Annotated in this window: 11 protein-coding genes; all 11 read left to right on the top strand. The window is 45.3% G+C overall.

Features of this window, described 5'->3' with window-relative positions:
• Positions 1 to 12 precede the first annotated feature (12 nt).
• The 11 genes from BMX56_RS14350 (at position 13) to BMX56_RS14400 (ending at position 19,992) form a co-directional block, all read left to right on the top strand.
• Positions 13 to 3,132, top strand: coding sequence for a SusC/RagA family TonB-linked outer membrane protein (locus tag BMX56_RS14350; protein WP_090649082.1), 3,120 nt, complete (start codon positions 13 to 15; stop codon positions 3,130 to 3,132).
• A 335-nt stretch (positions 3,133 to 3,467) separates the two neighbouring features.
• Positions 3,468 to 4,634, top strand: coding sequence for a prolipoprotein diacylglyceryl transferase (locus BMX56_RS14355; RefSeq protein ID WP_090649085.1), 1,167 nt, complete (start codon positions 3,468 to 3,470; stop codon positions 4,632 to 4,634).
• 29 nt (positions 4,635 to 4,663) lie between these two features.
• Positions 4,664 to 5,860 (top strand): DUF4185 domain-containing protein, encoded by a 1,197-nt coding sequence (locus BMX56_RS14360; RefSeq protein WP_090649088.1) that lies wholly within the window; start codon positions 4,664 to 4,666, stop codon positions 5,858 to 5,860.
• A 558-nt stretch (positions 5,861 to 6,418) separates the two neighbouring features.
• Positions 6,419 to 7,081 (top strand): SGNH/GDSL hydrolase family protein, encoded by a 663-nt coding sequence (locus BMX56_RS14365; RefSeq protein ID WP_090649091.1) that lies wholly within the window; start codon positions 6,419 to 6,421, stop codon positions 7,079 to 7,081.
• Positions 7,082 to 7,184: 103 nt separating this feature from the next.
• Positions 7,185 to 9,467, top strand: coding sequence for a GH92 family glycosyl hydrolase (locus BMX56_RS14370; RefSeq protein WP_090649095.1), 2,283 nt, complete (start codon positions 7,185 to 7,187; stop codon positions 9,465 to 9,467).
• Between the two features lie 411 nt (positions 9,468 to 9,878).
• Positions 9,879 to 12,806: a discoidin domain-containing protein gene (locus BMX56_RS14375; protein ID WP_090649098.1), complete on the top strand. Its 2,928-nt coding sequence runs from the start codon at positions 9,879 to 9,881 to the stop codon at positions 12,804 to 12,806.
• 125 nt (positions 12,807 to 12,931) lie between these two features.
• Positions 12,932 to 14,173, top strand: a complete 1,242-nt coding sequence (gene fucP / locus BMX56_RS14380) for an L-fucose:H+ symporter permease (protein ID WP_090649101.1) — start codon at positions 12,932 to 12,934, stop codon at positions 14,171 to 14,173.
• Positions 14,174 to 14,310: 137 nt separating this feature from the next.
• Positions 14,311 to 15,339: a LacI family DNA-binding transcriptional regulator gene (locus BMX56_RS14385; protein ID WP_090649105.1), complete on the top strand. Its 1,029-nt coding sequence runs from the start codon at positions 14,311 to 14,313 to the stop codon at positions 15,337 to 15,339.
• Between the two features lie 245 nt (positions 15,340 to 15,584).
• Complete coding sequence (locus BMX56_RS14390; RefSeq protein ID WP_090649108.1) at positions 15,585 to 17,942, top strand: alpha-L-rhamnosidase-related protein; 2,358 nt, start codon at positions 15,585 to 15,587, stop codon at positions 17,940 to 17,942.
• Between the two features lie 286 nt (positions 17,943 to 18,228).
• Complete coding sequence (locus tag BMX56_RS14395; protein WP_090649111.1) at positions 18,229 to 19,176, top strand: BT_3987 domain-containing protein; 948 nt, start codon at positions 18,229 to 18,231, stop codon at positions 19,174 to 19,176.
• A gap of 243 nt (positions 19,177 to 19,419) precedes the next feature.
• Positions 19,420 to 19,992, top strand: a complete 573-nt coding sequence (locus BMX56_RS14400; protein WP_090649113.1) for an RNA polymerase sigma-70 factor — start codon at positions 19,420 to 19,422, stop codon at positions 19,990 to 19,992.
• Positions 19,993 to 20,165: the final 173 nt, after the last annotated feature.

Here is a 20,165-nt window from a genome sequence, read left to right on the forward strand (position 1 = left end):
AATTAAGCAGTTATGAGAAAATTCATACTTTTCTTTCAAATAATAATAGCCATGCTCCCGGTGGTGGTATTTGCGCAAAACAAAACCGTAACCGGTACCGTGCGCGACCTTACCGGCGCTTTGCCGGGCGCATCAGTGGTTGAAAAAGGATTGCCAACCAACGGGGTAATTACCAATGGCAACGGTAAATTCAGCCTTACACTTAAAGGGCAGTCAAACGCTATCATTGTTAAATTCATAGGTTATATACCGCAAACCTATACGTTTAAGGATGGCAACACAGCCGATATTATCCTGCAAACCAACAGCAACGGTTTAGATGAGGTTGCAGTAGTAGGGTATGGCAAAAGATCAAGGCCTACCAATACAGGCGCTGTAAGTTCCATTTCGGCGGCTGATATACGTACTGTGCCAACGGCCAACGTGCAGAATGCTTTAACCGGCAAATTGCCGGGCTTTTTCTCGCAGCAGGCATCGGGCCAGCCGGGTAAGGATGCATCTGACTTTTATATCCGTGGTGTAAGTTCATTAAACCCCGCAGGTAACCAGCCGCTAATTATTGTTGATGATATTCAGTATAGTTATGACCAGTTGCAGCAGATCAACGTAAACGAAATAGAAAGTATATCGATATTAAAAGATGCCTCGACCACGGCTATTTACGGTATTAAAGGAGCCAATGGTGTATTGGTAGTAACCACCCGTCGCGGTAAAAATGGCGCACCAAAAGTTAACTTAAGGGTCGAGACCGGTTTGCAGGCGCCAACCAAAACGCCAACCTTTTTAGATTCATACAACTCGGCAGTGTTAATCAACGAGGCCTACGGTAACGATGGGCTCAACAAGCCATTCACGCAGGCAGATATCGACCATTTCAAGGCCGGCGACGATCCTTACGGGCACCCGGATGTTGACTGGTATAACAAGATATTCAAGAAAAATACCTACCAGGCCAATACCAACCTGGATATATCGGGCGGTAACAACGCGCTCAAGTATTTTATCTCGGGAGGTATCCTGAAACAAAATGGATTGGTGCGTGACTTTGCCGATCCACAAAGTCTGGTAAACACCAACTATTATTTCAACAGGTACAACTTCCGCTCCAATCTCGATTTAAAAGCCAACAAAACGTTAGACCTTCGTTTGGATGTAACCACCCGTTTTTCTGACTTAAATCAGCCTTATAACGAAAACGCCGTGGGCGAGATCTATAATTTTACCAAGGAGACGCCATTTACGGCACCCTACATCAATCCCAATGGTTCGTACTCTTATGCTTACTCGCCGTTTAACCCCGAGCATTTGCCAACGCTGAATGCCAGGCTGGCAACAGGTGGCTACCAGCACTCGCGCCGTACCGACTTTAACTTTCTGTTTGGCGCTACCCAGAAGCTGGATGCGTTAACCGAAGGTTTATCATTAACCGGCCGGGTTGCCTACTCCAGTATTGAGCAGTTTACCAAGCAAATTTTTAATGGCGGTATCCCGGCTTATCACTTTGATCCAACAACCAATCAATATGCTTTAAGGCCAGGTGCTACTTACGTATATACACCTTACGCGCTTACGGGTAATACCGATATCAACAGCAACAACTACGATGTACAGCTATATGCCAATTACGATCATAATTTTAGCAACTCGCACCATGTAACCGGCTTGCTGTTGTTTAACCAAACATCGCAAACTTACAATGCGCAGTCGCTGCTGGACGCCTCGCTGGTTGCGGTGCCGCAAAAATTCCAGGGGATATCCGGCAAGTTAGGGTACGATTATAAGCAGAAATACCTGTTGGAGTTTAATATTGCTTACAACGGTACCGATAGGTTTGCTGCCAATCACCGGTTTGGATATTTCCCGGCGATAAGCGTTGGCTATAACCTGGTGAAAGAGAAGTTTTTTACTGAAAAGTTCCCGGTGTTTAGCCTGTTCAAGATAAGGGGCAGTTATGGCCTTGTTGGCTCAGATGCTGCACCAGGTAACCGCTACGTGTACAACCAGGTTTATAAACAGGGCGGTGGCTATTATTTTAACGAAAACCCGCAGGGCTACGGCACCATTTATGAAGATGCCCTGAGCAACCCCAATGTAGTTTGGGAGCGTGCCAAAAAAACCGACGTAGGTTTGGACATGAACTTGTTTAACGATAAGATCTCGGCCACTATCGACTTTTTCCACGATATCCGTTACGATCAATTGATTGTTCCAGGCAGTGTACCCGAAATTATTGGTGTGGCCTTGCCTGCGGTAAACATCGGTAAAACCCGCAACCAGGGTTTCGATGGGCAGATATCATACCACAGCACTTTAGGAAAAGTACAATACAATGTAGGCCTGGTATTTTCATACGCCAAAAACAAAATCCTGTTCCAGGACGAGGCATCGCCTGCCTATCCATGGCTGGCTTCAACCGGCAAACCGATAGGGCAGCAGTTTGGCTACCATTACCTGGGTTATTACACGGCTAATGATATATCGGCTATAAACGCCTACCAGGCTGCCCATGGCGGATCAAACGCGGGTAACCCTATAGCCGTGCCCGATAACGGCCTGCCGCTGCAACCCGGCGACCTGCGTTACCAGGATTTGAACGGCGATGGCATCATCAATGTGTTTGATAAACGCGCAATTGGCAATCCTAATTTGCCTAATACCTCCCTGGGCTTGTCGCTGCAGGCCGTATACAAAGGATTCAGCATCAGTGCACTGTTTGCCGGTTCGTTTAACTATAGCTTCGCGGTGCTGGGCACCGGTATCGAGCCATTTCAGAGCCAGTTTCAGCCCATCCACCAGGAACGCTGGACGCCGGCAACCGCAGGCACCGCCAATTTTCCGAGGTTAACCACCAACCCTACATCGGTTAACAGCCCTACATCTTATTTCTCAGATTACTGGCTTATTAACGCGCATTACATCCGCTTAAAAACAATTGATGTGGGTTATCAGCTGCCTACCAAATTGCTGCCATTTAAAATTAATAATGCCCGTATTTACTTAAGCGCATACAACCTGTTTACATGGACAAACTTTAAAAAATACCAGCAGGATCCTGAGGTTGCCACCAACACCGCGGGTGATGCATACATTAACCAACGGGTACTTAATATTGGCATCCAGGCCGGGTTTTAATAATGAGGGGGGGAAGCGCGTAGTACCCATCAGCTAAACTGGAAAAATAGTAATGACATGGTGGCAAATGGGGCTGTTGTGAACGCAATAATATTTTGTGTATCCCCTAAAAAAAGCGGCGGAAAAGTGCGATTCCCCTCTCGAGAGGGGTGGAGGGGTGTATTTATGCGCGCGCAATAAAACGCTGAAAAACAAACCCCTGCCAACGCGCTTCCCATCCCGCCCCCTCTCGAGAGGGGAATAAAACGTAGCCGGGTTGAGTAGTGGCCCGCGTTCAATCCGCTGCCATTACATATTGTTTGCTTATGGAATCATTTAATAATTAAATTAGTGCAATGTTTCCAACTATAGGCCACCTCATTTATTACCTGTTCGGCATTAATTTTACGTTTCCTGTTCAAACGCTGGGCTTGTTTGTGGCATTGTCTTTTTTGTTTTCGTATATGGTCTTTAGCTCGGAGTTTAAACGGTACGAAGCCTTAGGTAAAATTAGAGCGTTTACCCGTAACGTAGTGGTAGGAGAAAAGGCGTCCGTTGCCGAAATCAGTATCAACTCCATTCTTGGCTTTTTATTAGGTTTCAAGGCCTTTGGGGCCATGTTTAACTATACGGTGTTCAGCGCCAATCCACAAGGGTACCTGTTGTCGCTTAAAGGTAACCTGGTAATGGCCATACTCACCGGTGCTGTATTTGGTTTATGGGTTTATGCGGATAAAAAGGAAAAGGAGCTGGAACAGCCTAAGGCCGAGGTGCAAACGGTTCATCCTTACCAGCTGATGGGGCTTATTGTTTTTTCGGTAGGTTTTTTTGGCTTTATTGGCGCAAAGTTATTTGACACGGTAGAACACTGGAGTAATTTCAGGTACGACCCCGTGGGCACTTTATTCAACGTTCGCGGCTTTTCATACTACGGGGGATTGATATTTGGCGCTTTAACTTACCTGTACATCGGCCATAAAAAAGGAATGAAGCTGGTACATTTGGCCGATATCGGTTCGCCGGGCATGATGCTGGCTTATGGCATTGGCCGTATAGGTTGCCAGCTTGCCGGCGATGGCGACTGGGGTATTACCAATAGCCATCCTAAGCCAGGTTTAATACCGGGTTGGATGTGGTCGTTTACCTATCCGCATAATGCCATTAACGCGGGCCTTCCAATACCCGATTGTGCCGGCAATTATTGCAACCAACTGTTACATGGCGTGTACCCCACACCTTTTTACGAGGCCACTATTTGCCTGCTTTTTTTTACGCTGATGTGGGTGTTCAGGAATAAGATTATCAAACCGGGTTTTATGTTTTTTTTATACCTGGTGCTTAACGGCGGCGAAAGGTTTATGATCGAGCTGATCCGCATTAACCCCAAATATCAAATTTTTGGAATGGACTTTACCCAGGCCGGCTATATTGGTTTATTAATGGTAGTTGGCGGCCTGGTTGGCTTTGTATGTTTAATTATAAAAACTAAAAATAACTTGCAAAAGCTACAACCCGTAACATAGGTTGTATGCTTTATTAATTGAATTACCCTATGAGAAACTTTGCAGTCATCACCTTGTTTTTTTGCATTGCAGCAAGCCTGCAAACCATAGCACAAACCGATGGTAAAAAGGTAAACCTTACCGATCTTAATTTCACTGTCGAGGCGGCCCCCGAGTGGAGCAGCCTGTTAAAGCGCGAAACCGGCTGGTTTGGAGGCGACGGGATTTATACTATCCCGTTAAACGGAGTAGAAAACAAGCAGGCGAAAGCCAGCGATAAAATCCTGTTTATTTTCAGCGACTCGATGATTGGCAAAATAGAAAACGGCACGATGGTGCCGGGCTTTAAAATGATCCATAATTCGGTGGCTGTACTCCATGGCAACCAGCCTGCCGATACGGAAATAAAGTTTGCCTGGGATATCGATAAGGCAGGCGCCCCCGAATCCTTATTTATTCCACACACTGCCCAAACCGCTGCCGGGGATTACTACTGGCTTGGCGATGGCTTTGTAAACCAGGAATTGAATAATGCCATTTATATTTTTGGCTACAGGGTCCGTAATGTGGGCACCGGCGCCTTTGGGTTCAGGGAGGTTGGCAACACGCTGATAAAAATTCCCGCAGGATCGCAGCCGCCGTACAAAGACCTTAAGCAAATGGATACGCCATTTTACCTCACGGATGCAAAAGGTGACATCGGATCGTTCGGGGCCGGCATTTATGTGAATACCACAAAAGCCGGTGCACCGAAACCCGATGGCTACATTTACGTTTACGGGGTGCACGGCATAGGCAAAAATTTGATGGTGGCCCGGGTTTTACCAAAAGATTTTGAAAAGTTTGACAGGTGGACTTTTTACGATGGCACCAACTGGATAAAAGACATGAACAAGGTAGCCGATGTTACCAACAGTGTATCCAATGAGCTAAGTCTCACCGCGCTGCCTGACGGCCGCTATGCGCTCATTTTCCAGGTAGGAGGCATGAGCACCAATGTGGGCATGCGGATAGGGGCGACACCCTACGGTCCCTTTGGCCCGGTAATAAAGATATGGGATTGCAAACCCGACCTGGAAGAGAAAACCTTTTTAGTTTACAATGCCAAAGCACACCCAAGCCTATCCGCCCCCGGCGAACTGCTGATTAGCTATAACATTAACTCTGTTGATTTTATCCCCGATTTGATGAAGAAGCCTAACCTGTACAGGCCAAGGTTTATCAGGATGAAAATTAGTAGCAAGTAGTTAGTATCAAGTATTAAGATTTTTAAAATCTACTGTCGCCCTAATATTATTAAGATGGCCGGAGCGTGCAATCATGGTTAACAAAGGTTAACATAATTTCGATTTATTTTAACTTAAATATCTTACAGTTAGTGAGTTAAGTAAAAAACATGGTTAACATGTGTTAACCATGTTTTACTGTCGCCTTAGGTTTCTCCGATGCTATTAAGTTAAGCGTTTTCAGCCCCGTAGGGGCATAACATTTGTAGATAAAAATAGAAAAATAATGCTCCGTGCCGTAGGTATGGAACTTATGTGGCGTACCTACGGCACGCAAAAATGTTAAATTACAAGTTACTACAAATGTTTTGCTCCGATGGAGCAACCTGTCAATTCCTTAACTTAATAGCATTGGAGAGACCCCGCGGGGACGAGAAAACTCAAAGCATACGTTGTGAAAAAAATAGTTAAAACGTAGAATCGTATTTCTATCCGGGGAAAAATTAAACAAAACAACTTTCATTCTTGCTTCTTGCAACTCAAAATTATATATTCGCTAAATCAATTTAGCTAACCCAAATGAAAAAATTCTTATTGTTTGCCGGCATTATCATGCTGTGCAGTTTTCAAACTAAAAAGCCAACCAAAGTGGTGTTCTTTGGCGATTCTATTACCGAGTATGCGGTGCAGCCCAACGGCTTTATCACGCTGATTCAGCAACGCCTTAAAACCGAAAAAAAGGACCAGGATTATGAAGTTGCCGGGGCAGGCATTGGCGGCAATAAGATATATGATTTGTACCTCCGCTATGAAGATGATGTATTGACCAAAAATCCAGATGTGGTAGTGATTTGGGTAGGGGTGAACGATGTATGGCACAAGCGCATGTTTGGTACCGGTACTGATTGGGATAAGTTTGGCCGCTTTTATACCGCGCTTATCAAGAAACTGCAGGCAAAAAACATCAAAGTGCTTATATGCACCCCAGCCAGCGTGGGCGAGAAAACTGATTACAGCAACGAGCTTGATGGCGACCTGAACAGATATTCCAACATCATCCGCGACCTTGCCAAACAAAATAATTGCGACCTTTTTGATTTTCGCACCCTGTTTCATGAATATAACCTTAAAAATAACCCGAACAACAAAGGCGAAGGCATCCTGACCAAGGATGGCGTGCACCTGAACGACGAGGGGAATAAATTTGTGGCCGATTTGTTTTATAAAACCTTATTCAAATAGAATAAGGTTTTTAATTAATCTTTTGCTAAATCGATTTATTAATTATATTTGCTTATCAGATGCCGATATCCATCATCGGTATAAACCACATTATATACGCCAAATGAAAATACGGTTACTTACATGCGTTCCGGCGCTTTTATGGGCCAGTGCGCTATTTGCGCAAAGCGATAACCTGGTTAAATACGTAAACACCCGGCAGGGTACCAATACCAAATACGAGTTTAGCTACGGTAACACCTACCCGGCCACCGCGCTACCCTTCGGCATGAACACCTGGACGGCCCAAACCGGCAAAAACGGCGACGGCTGGAAGTACCAGTATTTTGAACATACCATCCGGGGTTTCCAGCAATCGCACCAGTGCAGTTCATGGGTTAATGATTATGCTGTGTTTTCGCTGATGCCGGTAACCGGCAATTTGGTGGTTAATGAGGATAAACGCGCTGCCGGCTTCAAACACGAAAACGAAACTGCCCAACCCAGCTATTATAAAGTAAAACTGGATAACAATATCACCACCGAAATGACGCCCACCGAGCGCGGGGCACATTTACGCTTCAGCTTCCCTAAGGGGCAGGGCGCTTACCTGGTGCTGGATGGCTACACCAAACTGAGCATGGTGAAGATAATCCCAGGCGAACGTAAGATTATAGGCTGGGTTAACAATTGCCGTTGGGCGCCACAGGGTTTTAAAAATTACTTCGTAATCACCTTTGATAAACCCTTTGCTGCTTACGGTACCTGGGAAAATAAAAAAGATCAGCTATCGCCCAAAAACTTAACTGCCGAAGGTGATGGCGTTGGCGCTTACCTCAAATTTAAAGATGGCGAAATCGTGCAGGCCAAAGTAGCATCCAGCTATATTAGCCCCCAACAGGCCGAACTTACCCTGCAAACCGAATTAGGTAAATACAAAAACTTCGCCGATACCCGCAAAGCGGCAGATGCGGTTTGGAACACGCTGCTTGGCCGCATGAAAATTGAAGGCGCTACCGAGGATGATAAGGCCACCTTTTATAGCTGTTTGTACCATGCCAACCTTTTCTCGCACCAGTTTTTTGAGTACGGTAAAGATGGTAAGCCTTATTATTACAGTCCGTACGATGGTAAAACACACGATGGGTATATGTATACCGATAATGGCTTTTGGGATACCTTCAGGGCACAATTTCCGCTGAATACCATTATTCACCCTAAAATGCAGGGGCAGTATGTGCAGGCCCTGTTAGATGCCCAGCAACAATGCGGCTGGCTGCCGGCCTGGTCGTTCCCGGCCGAAACAGGAGGGATGCTTGGCAACCATTCTATTTCCATGTTAACGGATGCCTGGGTTAAGGGTATCCGCACCTTTGATCCAAAGCAGGCACTGGCCGCTTACTACCACGAGGCTACCAACAAAGGTCTATGGGGCAGCGCCAACGGCAGGCCCGGCTGGAAGGAATATTTTGCCGATGGGTACGTCCCCTTTACACCTCAAACACAAGGCTCAACCGCCTGGACACTGGAGTTTGCCTACGACGATTTTTGCGGTTACCAATTGGCCAAACAAACAGGAAATGCCTACTATGAAAACGTATTTGGCAGGCAGATGTACAACTACAAAAACCTGTTCGATCCCAAAACACGCTTCATGCGGGCCAAAGACGCCAAAGGCAACTGGATAGAGCCCTTTGACCCGATGGACTGGGGCGGCCCCTATACCGAGGGCAATGCCTGGCACTGGACCTGGTCGGTTTTCCAGGATGTACAGGGCTTGATTAACCTGATGGGTGGCGATAAGAATTTTACTGATAAGATCGACTCTGTATTTACCGAGCCGGGCACCATTAAAGTAGGCGGCTACGGCCAGGTAATTCACGAGATGACCGAAATGGCTGCCTTTAAAATGGGCCAGTACGCTCAGGGTAACGAGCCTATTCATCACCTGTTATACCTATATAACTATGCCGGCCAGCCCTGGAAAGCACAGCAGCACTTACGCGAGGTGATGGATAAAATGTACAACGCCGGCGAAAACGGCTACCCCGGCGATGAGGACGAAGGCCAGATGTCGTCATGGTATGTGCTAAGCGCGGCGGGTATTTACAGCGTTTGCCCCGGCACTGATGAGTATGTGATTGGCAGCCCGGCCTTCAAAAAAATGACAATCACGCTGGAAGACGGTAAAAAGTTCATCATCGAGGCCAATAACAACAGCAAGCAAAACGTGTACATCCAATCGGCTACGCTCAATGGCAAGCCCTATACGCACAATTTTATTAAACACGGCGATATTATGGCCGGCGGTATCCTCCGTTTTGAAATGGGGGATAAGCCTAATATGAATCGTGGTTTGGCTGCTGAGGATAAACCGTTTTCGCTTTCAAAAAATACATCAAACTAAAAAAAATGAACGTAATTATTTCGTGTTTTGTTAATTGCTTTTTGTGTTTTTGAGCTGGGCAGGCCTGTCACCCTGAGCCTGTCGAAGGGCGCGCGCAGAGGTCTTTGCCCGTGTACTTCGATAAGTTATCCCTGATATGTTGGGGTTTACCCAAACATTTCGGTCGAACGCCGGCTACGACTCACCCGGTCGAGGCTACGCCCGACCACCCTCTCTCCGGCTGCGCCGCAAAGAGGGTTGAGCTCTTTTTTTTCTGTTTTTTTCGCCCCTCTATGCGAAGCAGTCGGAGAGAGGGGCAGACGGGCGTAGCCTCGTCGGGGTGAGTCGACTCGCCGCCATGCGATATATTATTTTCAAACTAAACATCACTTCATAATGCCTTTTAATTTTTCCCCCTTTTTAAAGCGATCAATGTTCATGATCTGTGTTGCCGCCTGCACCGGGGCATCGGCGCAGGATATCGTTTACCTCGGCAGTGCCAACCCGCAAACCAGCTGGAAAGTAAAAGCACAGGCCGAAGTAGGCGCCGATAGCGCTAATATTTACAAACCCGGTTACGATGCTGGCAGCTGGGTTAAAGGCGTGGTACCCGGTACTGTTTTTAATGCCTACGTGGTAGCCGGGCTGGAAAAAGATCCCAACTTTGGCGATAATATTTACAAGGTTGATAAGGCCAAATACGACCGCAACTTTTGGTATCGTACGGAGTTTAAGATCCCGGAAAATTATACTAAAGAAAAGATCTGGCTAAACTTTAAGGGCATCAACCGCAAAGCCGAGATTTACCTCAATGGCAAACAAATTGGTGTTTTGGATGGCTTCATGCAGCACGGTAATTTTGATGTTACGGGTTTAGTTAGCAAAAGTAGCTCAAACGTTTTAGCCGTATTGGTGTACTGCCCGGTTAACCCATTGGTTAATTATGCAAGCCCAACCTATATTCCATCAGCCAGTTGGGATTGGATGCCTTATGTTCCGGGATTAAATTCGGGGATAACTGATAAAGTGTATTTGAGCAATACGGGCAGTATTACCTTACAGGATCCGTGGATCCGCACCGAATTGCCAACCAATGCAAGGGCCGATGTATCGATAGCGGTAGGTGTAAAAAACAGCACGTCTAAATTTCAAACCGGGGTGTTAACAGGCACTATTCAGCCAGGCAATATTGAGTTTTCGCAAAAGGTGTTTGTGGGGGGCAATAGTACTGCGGAGATAAAACTGGATAAAAAACGCTTCGAGCAGTTAGCCATCAACAGCCCCAAACTATGGTGGCCAAACGGCTACGGCGAGCCGAATTTATACACCTGCAAGCTGAGCCTTAAACTGGGCGACGAGGTATCTGATAGCCAGGTCATTAAATTCGGTATCAAAAAATACAGTTACGATACTGTAGGTAATGTACTGCATGTTTTTGTGAACGGAACCAAAGTGTTTTTAAAAGGCGGCAACTGGGGCATGGCCGAGTACATGCTGCGCTGCCGCGGCAACGAGTACGATACCAAGCTTAAACTGCACCGGGAAATGAATTTCAACATCGTGCGCAACTGGATAGGATCGACCACCGATGATGAATTTTATGATGCCTGCGATAAATATGGCATGATGATCTGGGACGATTTTTGGCTCAACTCCATCCCCAACCTGCCCAATGATGTCAATAATTTTAACGCCAACGCGATAGAAAAAATTAAACGTTTCCGCAATCACCCATCCATAGCCATTTGGTGCGGCGATAACGAGGGCACCCCCATGCCGCCATTAAACGGCTGGCTGGCCGAAGACATCAGCAATTATGATGGAGGCGACAGGCGCTATCAGCCCAACTCGCACGCCGGCAGCTTAACCGGCAGCGGCCCCTGGACTAACTTTGACCCCCGCTGGTATTTCAGCCGGTTCCCGAATGGTTTTGGCGGATCGCCGGGTTGGGGCCTGCGCAGCGAGATTGGTACTGCTGTTTTTACCAATTACGACAGCTTTAAAAAATTTATCCCTAAGGATAAGCTATGGCCCCGTAACGAGATGTGGAACCTGCATTTTTTTGGTCCATCGGCAGGCAATGCGGGTCCGGACAGGTATGATGAAGGTATTAACAAACGCTATGGCACAGCAACAGGCATCCGGGATTATTGTCGCAAAGCGCAGCTACTCAACATCGAAACCAATAAGGCGATGTACGAGGGCTGGGAAGATAACATGTGGGAAGATGCATCGGGCATCATGACCTGGATGAGCCAATCGGCCTACCCGTCGCTGGTTTGGCAAACTTATGATTACTATTACGACCTTACAGGTGGCTACTGGGGAGCTAAAAAAGCCTGCGAGCCGTTGCACATTCAATGGAACCCGGTAAACAACTCCGTTAAGGTTATTAATACGACAGGCAGCAATGTAAACGATCTGACGGCCGAAGTGGTGGTTTACAACACCGACGGTAAACCTGTAAGCGATTACCACCAAACCAAGCAAGTAGATGCCATTGCCAACGCCGCGGTAAACTGCTTTACCATCAATTTTAAAGAAGAACACACCAATTTAGCACTGAATAAACCTACGGTAGCATCCTCGTTTGAAAACATGGAAGCTGCTTTGGCAACCGACGGCAATAGCGGCAGCCGCTGGGCCAGCAGGCAAAACGATAATGAGTGGATTTATGTTGACCTGGGTAGCGAGCAGGTAGTGAACGGCGTAAAACTAAACTGGGAAGAAGCTTACGGCAAAGCCTTTAAAATCCAGGTATCCAACGATGCTAAACAATGGCGCGATGTATATGATACTGAAGATGGACATACCGGCATACAGCAGCTTACTTTCGACGAAACCAAGGCCCGCTATGTTAAAATGCAGGGCATACACCGCGGCTCGGGCTGGGGCTACTCGCTGTGGGGTTTTGAAGTGTATGGCGGCGAGCCTAAAAGCAACGGCTTAAGCGAGGTGCATTTTATCAAACTAAAACTAACCGATAAAGCAGGCAAACTGGTATCAGATAACTTTTACTGGCGGGGTAACAAGCGTACCGATTTTACCGCGCTAAACAACCTGCCCAAAGTAAACCTGAAAATAACCTCGAAAATAACTAAGGCCGACGGTAAATACTATATCAATGCCACTATTACCAACCCGGCGTCATCCCCGGCTGCGGCGTTTGCTATACGGGCACAGGCGGTGAGGAAGAGCAATGGCGAGCAGTTATTACCTGCCTTGATGAACGATAACTATTTTAGTTTGATGCGGGGCGAGTCGAAAAATATCAAAATAGAGTTTGACGCCGATGTATTGGGTAACGATAGCCCTGTATTATTGGTACAGCCTTATAACGATGCTATTAAAGCAGAGTAAATGTTAGCATGCTTTCAATTTCATTAAAAAATAAGATTTTAAAATAAATCGATTTACTGCTGTGGAATTTAAAACATTTCGATTAATTTGACGCCGCCAATTGAAAAACCGATTAAACCCATATAATGAGCATCCCAGCAAAATTTACCGAACGCAAGTACCTTGTGGTATTAATATTTGTAACCTCCCTGTTTTTAATGTGGGGTGTATCCATGACGCTTGGCGATGTGCTGAACCGGCACTTTCAAAAAGTACTGCATATTACCAAGTCACGGTCGGCATTGGTACAGTTTTCCATCTTTGGTGCTTATTTTATAATGGGTATTCCTGCAGGGATGTTTATGAAAAAATTTGGATATAAAAGTGGGGTGCTATTGGGGCTTATCCTCTATTCTATTGGTGCGTTTTTGTTTATCCCGGCTGCCAACGCCGAATCTTTTACATTTTTCAGAGTAGCGTTATTTGTACTGGCCTGCGGGATGGCCACGCTCGAGACCGTTGCCCATCCATTCATAGCGTCACTCGGCGATCAGCGTACCAGCGATCAGCGTATCAATTTTTCGCAGGCATTTAACGGGGTGGGTGGGGTAATTGGTCCGGTTATCGGAAGCTATTTTATACTTAGGGCTGGCCAGGAACATTCAAACGATCTGGTATCTGTAAAACAGCTTTATATTATTATAGGTTCCGTTATAGCACTGGTAGCTTTACTTTTTTCGTTTATAAAGGTGCCACCGTTAACAGATCCCCATATCATTTCGGATGATTCCTATGCCAATGATTCATTGATTAACGTAGATGAAAAGAAAGAGGATATCAGGCCCCGCCATTTTATTTTCGCCGCCTTTACGCAATTATTTAACGTTGCTGCCCAGGGGGGGACTTGGGCATTTTTTATTAACTACGGGCATGAAATAATGCATTTTTCTGATGAAAATGCAGGTTATTATTTTTCTTTAAGCATGGTGATGATGATCATCGGCCGGTTTGCAGGTACTTTTCTGATGAGATTTATAAAACCTTACAAGCTGCTTGCCGCTTTTGCACTTTGCAATATTATCATGTGTATCATTGTGGCGCAAGGTTTTGGCTGGCCATCATTTATTGCGTTGTTATTCATTAACTTTTTCTTTAGTATCATGTTCCCTACCATATTTAGCCTTGGTATAAAAGATATGGGGCCTCATACCCAGTTGGCATCATCCCTTATTGTAATGGGCGTAGTAGGTGGAGGGTTGTTTCCCTATTTTATGGGCCTTATCGCCAACCATAACGTGGCTACTTCATATTATTTGCCTATTATTTGTTACCTTGTTATATTTGCCTTTGGTTTTAGCTACCCAAAATTAAATAAGCGGTCGGCATAGAGACCAATTTCATTTGTACTTTCCGGGCAAATCTTTTTCAGTTAATCGATTTACTAACAAAATAAATCGATTAACTTTTGGCTATACTCATATAATTTAATATATTCCCCGATATTTGAAATAACTAATATAAACGGGTGAAAAAGAAATTATCTATCGTTGATATCGCGAACGCGTTAAACGTATCAAAAACTACGATATCATTTATTTTAAACGGCCGGGCCCAGGAAAAACGTATTGGTGCCGACCTGGTTGAAAAAGTGATGAAATATGTGGCCGAAGTAGGGTATAAGCCAAACTCGCTGGCCAAAAGTTTAAGAACCGGCAAATCAAATACCATTGGGTTGATGGTGGAAGATATCTCCAACCCCTTCTTTGCAAGTATAGCGCGCCTGATTGAAGACCGTGCCTACAAAAACGGCTACAAGATTATTTATTGCAGTACCGATAATGATACCAGCAAAACCCAGGACCTGATCAATATGTTTCGCGACAGGCATGTAGATGGTTACATCATGGCTCCCCCTGAGGGGATAGAAGAGGATATTGAATCGCTGATAAAAGACGGGATGCCCGTGGTTTTGTTCGACAGGCACCTGCCTGGCGTTAAAACCGATTTTATTGAGGTTGATAATCTTTTCAGCACCTATAATGCCACCAAGCATTTAATGGATCAGGGTTTCAAAAACATAGCATTTGTAACCTTCGCATCGCACCAAACCCAGATGATGGATAGGGTAAGGGGTTACCAGGACGCTATGAAAAGCACCGGACTGAAGCCTACCATTGTAAAAGAGATCGTCTTTAACCAGGATGAAGAGCAGATTATGGCCCCGCTTCGCGACTTTTTTAAAGGAAATCCCGATGTAGACGCCATCCTTTTCGGCACCAACCACATCGGCACCTGCGGATTAAAGATCATGCACGAAATGGGCCTTAAGGCCCCCACCGATATCGCGGTTATCTCCTTTGATGATTACGATGTGTTTAAACTTCACTCGCCGCCTATAACAGCGATAGCGCAACCCGTTGAGGAAATAGCTGATAATGTTATAACGGTATTGTTAGAAAAGCTTAACGACCGCTTATCATCGCCTAAGCTACAATCGATTATCCTGAAAACGGATTTAAAAATCAGGAACTCGTCGCTAAAAAACGCTGTCTGAATTTTATCGCGCAAAGACGGTAAGAAGCTAAGAAAATAAGCAAATCACTTTGCGTCTTAGCTTCTTACCGTCTTTGCGCGAAATAAGCCATCTTTTTTACTTTAGATGTTTAAAGTCGATTGCCTCAGTCCAATGGTTATCGGGTGGTGGTTTTATATCGAAAATATAATTTAATGCTAAAACGATTTATTTTGTTTTTTATGCGGTAAATGCATATTATTGTTCAATCAATCAGATAAACCATAATGAAACTTTTTTTTGTTACCATAGTATTTGCCCTGGGCTTATTGCCGGCAAAGTACGCCGGTGCTCAATCGTCGGATAACGATGCCGCCCCAAGGCAATGGAATGCGGCCTGGATAGCTTTGCCTGGCGACAACGGCGTAAACTACGGCATTTATTACTTTCGTAAAATCATAGATATTGCCGGTAAGCCGGCAACTTTCATCGTGCATATATCGGCAGATAACCGTTATAAATTGTATGTCAATAGTAAGCTGGTATCATTGGGGCCGGCACGGGGCGATACCTATTATTGGAATTACGAAACTGTTGATCTGGCACCATATCTATCGCAAGGGAAAAACACCATAGCTGCGCTTGTTTGGAATGAGGCCCAATACAGCCCTGCGGCACAAATAAGCGTACGCACAGGTTTTATTTTACAGGGTAATTCGGCAAAGGAAGAGATATTAAACACCAACAGTACCTGGAGGTGCGTGCGCGATATTGGGCATCAGCCAGTACCGGGGTATTTTTTTGCTGCCAGCCGGGGAGAGATGGTAGATATGCGGCAGGCCGTTAAAGGCGATTGGACAGCTACGGGTTATGATGACAGCACCTGGTTTGCCGCCGGTAAAGTGGCCGACGGAAGGCTAAAGGGCACAGCCTGGGGCATAGAATGGGCCTTGGTGCCATCATCCCTGCCCCCAAGGGAGATGACCTACCAGCGCCTTGTTCAATTACGCAGAGCTAATGGTGTAACCGTTGCGCCGGGCTTTCCGGAAAAAAAGACTCCCTTAACCATCCCCGCAAACACTACGGCTACGCTGGTGCTCGATCAAACTTTTGAAACAAATGCCTATGTAACGTTAAATTTTAGCGGCGGCAAGGATGCAGGCATATCGCTTGGCTACGCCGAGTCGCTTTACGCAAAAGGCAGCAAGGGTGTTATTAAAGGTAACCGTAATGATGTGGAAGGCAAGGAGTTTGTAGCCAGGATAGACAGCTTGGTTGGCGATGGCAGCCAGGGGCAATCATTCACAACGCTTAATTTTCGTACGTATCGTTACATCAGGCTCATTGTGCAAACTAAAAACGACCCGCTGGTAGTTGATGACCTATACGGCACTTTCACGGGTTACCCTTTTAAACGCGCATCGGTATTGAATACAGATAATACCGAAATGAAGCAAATGCTGGATATTGGCTGGCGCACCGTAAGGCTTAATGCCTGGGAAACATACACCGACTGCCCGTATTACGAGCAGCTGCAATACATTGGCGATACGCGCATACAGGCCATGATATCGTACTACAATACCAGCGATAACCGGCTGGCGCGCAACGCACTTAACCAGATGGACCACTCGCGCTTACCCGAAGGCGTAACTGCCAGTTGCTATCCATCAAGAGGTACGCAGGTTATTTCACCATTCTCGTTATGGTACATAGGCATGCTGCATGATTACTGGATGTACCGTGGCGATAACAACTTTATCAAAAATAAACTGCTGGGTGAAAGGGGCGTACTCGATTTTTTTAGTAAATATCAACAGGCCGACGGATCGTTAAAAGATACCCCGTACTGGGCCTTTGTTGATTGGGCCGGTAACATGTGGGGCGAGGTAAAAGGCAAAGATGGCAGCGCTGCTATTTATGACCTGCAACTACTGTGGGCATACCAGTGGGCGGCAGAAATGGAAGCCAAAATAGGTTTGCATGACTATTCCGTTTTATACCATAAAAAAGCCGCCCAGCTAAAGGCTACCATACAGCGTAAATACTGGGACGCCGGCAGAAAATTGTATGCCGATACTAAGGAACGAAAAGGCTTCTCGCAGCATGTTAACGCCTTGGCCATACTTACCGGCACGGTGAGCAACGCCAACATACCCGCTGTGGCTAAAGGATTGCTTAAGGATACCAGTTTAACCCAATGCTCGGTTTACTTTAAATATTATCTGAACCAGGCGCTGGTAAAGGCAGGTTTGGGTAACGATTATATGAACTGGCTGGGTATTTACCGCCAAAATATAGCCATGGGCCTTACTACCTGGGCCGAGTATTCTGATGTGAACACTACCCGTTCAGATTGTCACGCCTGGGGAGCAAGCCCCAACATTGAGTTTTTCAGAACGGTTTTAGGTATTGATAGCTACGCGCCGGGTTTTGCCAAAATAAAAATAGAACCCCATTTAGGTGCTCTAAAAGATATCAGCGGCGAAATACCCCATCCAAACGGTAAGGTTTTTGCCGGCTATAAATTTGAAAACGGCCATTGGCAAATAAATATCAATTTACCGCATACAACCACCGGCATATTGGTTTGGAAGACAAAACAATACGTATTAAAAGCCGGCAACAATTCTTTTGTTATTTAAAGATAGGTGAGAAGGGCTCCAAATTTGGGGCTCTTCTAATTCAGACATTTGCAGTACGCTCCCGCGTACTTAGCGGCTTTTTATATTGCAAGCCTTCATTTCCGGCATCCCACTATAGCGGTGTTCTTCGGCCGTCCGGGCATCCTTTTTACGTGCCGGGTGCGAATTTTCGATCCCGATAAATTATTTGCGGCTTTTTGACCAGGTAACTAAGGGTATATGCCTGGTTAATGTACTCCCCTATAAATAAGGCAAATCACAAATCCATAAAATTTACAGTTAACCCATGAAAAAAAACTTTACTAAACTTTCTTTGGCCATTATGGTGCTTACGGTACTTTTAAATTCCTGCTCAAAAGTTGCAGATAATTACGATTATAAAAAGATGGCAACGTCGATAGAATTACCTATTGCCGCCCATGCAGGTCCTGCGTCATTCGAAAACGGGGGCTTTAAATACAATATCTCGCAGTTTATCAGTTCAACACCGCAGCCGTTGGCTACTACCGTATTGGTATCGGCAGTAAAGCCTTTAACCAGCGCAGTTACAGTTACTATGGCTGTTGATAATTCGGTTGTAACGCAGTTAAATACGTTACACAGGTCGCTTTATACTGCCGATAGCACCGCGGCTGTAGCAAATGCAGGCAGCCTTCCCGATCCGTCTGAATCAAAATACGATACTTATGTACCGCTGCCCGCGGCCGACTTTACCATACCCAGTAACACCGTTAATATCCCGGCGGGGCAACTGACTGCCAGCTATGTAATTAATGTTACTACCGCAAACCTGGTGCTTGGCACAAAATACATGTTGCCTGTGGCCATAAAAGATGCTCAGGGCCAGGCCATCAACTATTATAAAGCAGTATATTATATTATAAATGTAGCCAGCAAGTACCAGGGCGATTACACAGCCAACGGCTCAATTGCATTCCCCAACCCGGCCAGCGACAGAACATGGAGCGCACGAGCCAAATCATTAACTACCATTGATGGTAATACCGTACGTTGCGAGGCTGCCGATTTGGGCGGCAGTAATTACTTTATGAATTTGAAAGTAAACAGCGATAATACAGTTACAGTAACATCTGCAGCCGGTGCGGCAAATCAAACTATCCAAAATAACGGCGTTTGCGTTTATGAGCCGGCCACCAAAACGTTTACCTTAAACTATAAATATGTTGGCGGAACCGGCGACAGGCGTATTGCCGAAACCATTGCTTTAAACTAAACAGTTAATAATAAGTTAATAGGCTGCCTTGTGGTTTACAAGGCGGCTTTTTTACTTTATGGGCAATTGCGGTTTGTAACTATGTTGGTATCAACATAAAAAAAGAGGCAAATGAAACAGACCGGAATTTTTTGAAAATATTAAATGTTAAGCTTTTTGCGGTCAATCTATTGATAAAACAAAAAATATGCCGTATTCTTAACAAATTATTAATAATTTAGGCAATAAGTTTGGTAATACGTAATGAACTCGACCGTAGGTTTTGCTGATAATGAATTGCTCAATCTTCTTGCCGAAGGTAAAGAGTTTGCATTTACTGAAATTTATAACCGTTACTGGAAAAGGCTGGTCGCCCTGGCATATAGTTATACTAAAGATAAATATGCCGCTGAAGAAATTGTACAGGAGGTTTTTTTTAGTTTATGGAACCGCAAAGGCACCCTTAAAATAGAAACCTTAAGCTCGTACCTGGCCACGGCAATCAAATTTTCGGTATTTAAAAGTGTATATACCAGGAACAGGCAAGCGCAGATCATTGAAGGGATAGCCAAAACCGTGATGGCCGATTTACCCGAAGATTTGGTACATGCCAAATTTTTAGAAGAGTACGTTAACGGCATTGTTGAGCAATTGCCCGAAAAATGCCGGCAGGTATATAAATACAGCCGCCAGCAAGGCCTATCGGCCCAGGAAATAGCAGTCGAGATGGATATTGCCGAAAAAACGGTAGAGGCGCATCTTACAAAAGCCCTTAAGGTGCTGCGCTTAAATTTAAAGGAAATTATGCTGCTCATTATTTTCCTTAAGCATCATTAGTGTTAAGTTAATAGTCCTAAGTCTTAAGTCAAAAGCCCAATTTATTCTTTTTGACTTAGAACTTAAAACTTTCGACTTAGGACTATCTGTCATTGCATAACTAACATCAATTCAATTTGCCTTATGCGTTTGCGCTGATTAGCCGCTGCTTTTTTTATTAAAAATCGCTTTTT

Source organism: Mucilaginibacter sp. OK283 (assembly GCF_900110415.1).
Classification (GTDB): domain Bacteria; phylum Bacteroidota; class Bacteroidia; order Sphingobacteriales; family Sphingobacteriaceae; genus Mucilaginibacter.